A 641-nucleotide genomic window follows, 5' to 3' on the forward strand; every position below is an offset into this window, starting at 1 on the left:
CTCCAACCGGTCTTCCCCACCACAAGCCGGACTCAAACAAAACACCCAAGACCAACCGAATTAAGGTTACTAAAGATGGAATGGGAAACAGTCATTGGTTTGGAAGTGCATGTGCAACTTTCCACCAACACCAAATTATTCTCCGGCGCCAGCATCGCCTTCGGCGCTGAGCCCAACACCCAGGCCTGCGCCGTCGACCTGGCGCTGCCCGGCACCCTGCCCGTGGCCAACGAACAGGCATTCAAAAATGCCGTCAAATTCGGCCTCGCGGTCAATGCCGAAATCGGCAAGCGCTCCGTATTCGAACGGAAAAACTACTTCTATCCGGACCTGCCCAAAGGCTACCAGACCACCCAACTGGCCGAACCCATCGTCGGCCCGGGCTACGTCGACCTGCAACTGGAAGGCGGTCGGACCAAGCGCGTGCGTATCCACCACGCCCACCTCGAAGAAGATGCGGGCAAATCATTGCACGAAGACTACCACGGCATGACCGGCATCGACCTGAACCGCGCCGGCACCCCGCTGATCGAAGTGGTTACCGAACCGGACATGCGCAGCGCCGAAGAAGCCGTGGCCTTCGCCAAACAGCTGCACAACATCGTCACCTCCCTGGAAATCTGCGACGGCGACATGTCCCA

At 58.8% G+C, this 641-nt stretch carries 1 pseudogene; it reads left to right on the forward strand.

From position 1 onward, the window contains the following. Window positions 1-75: 75 nt before the first annotated feature. A pseudogene (gene gatB / locus B3520_RS16365) lies at window positions 76-641 on the forward strand (Asp-tRNA(Asn)/Glu-tRNA(Gln) amidotransferase GatCAB subunit B); the annotation flags it as partial.

Source organism: Marinimicrobium sp. UBA4509, assembly GCF_002388575.1.
GTDB lineage: Bacteria > Pseudomonadota > Gammaproteobacteria > Pseudomonadales > Cellvibrionaceae > Marinimicrobium > Marinimicrobium koreense.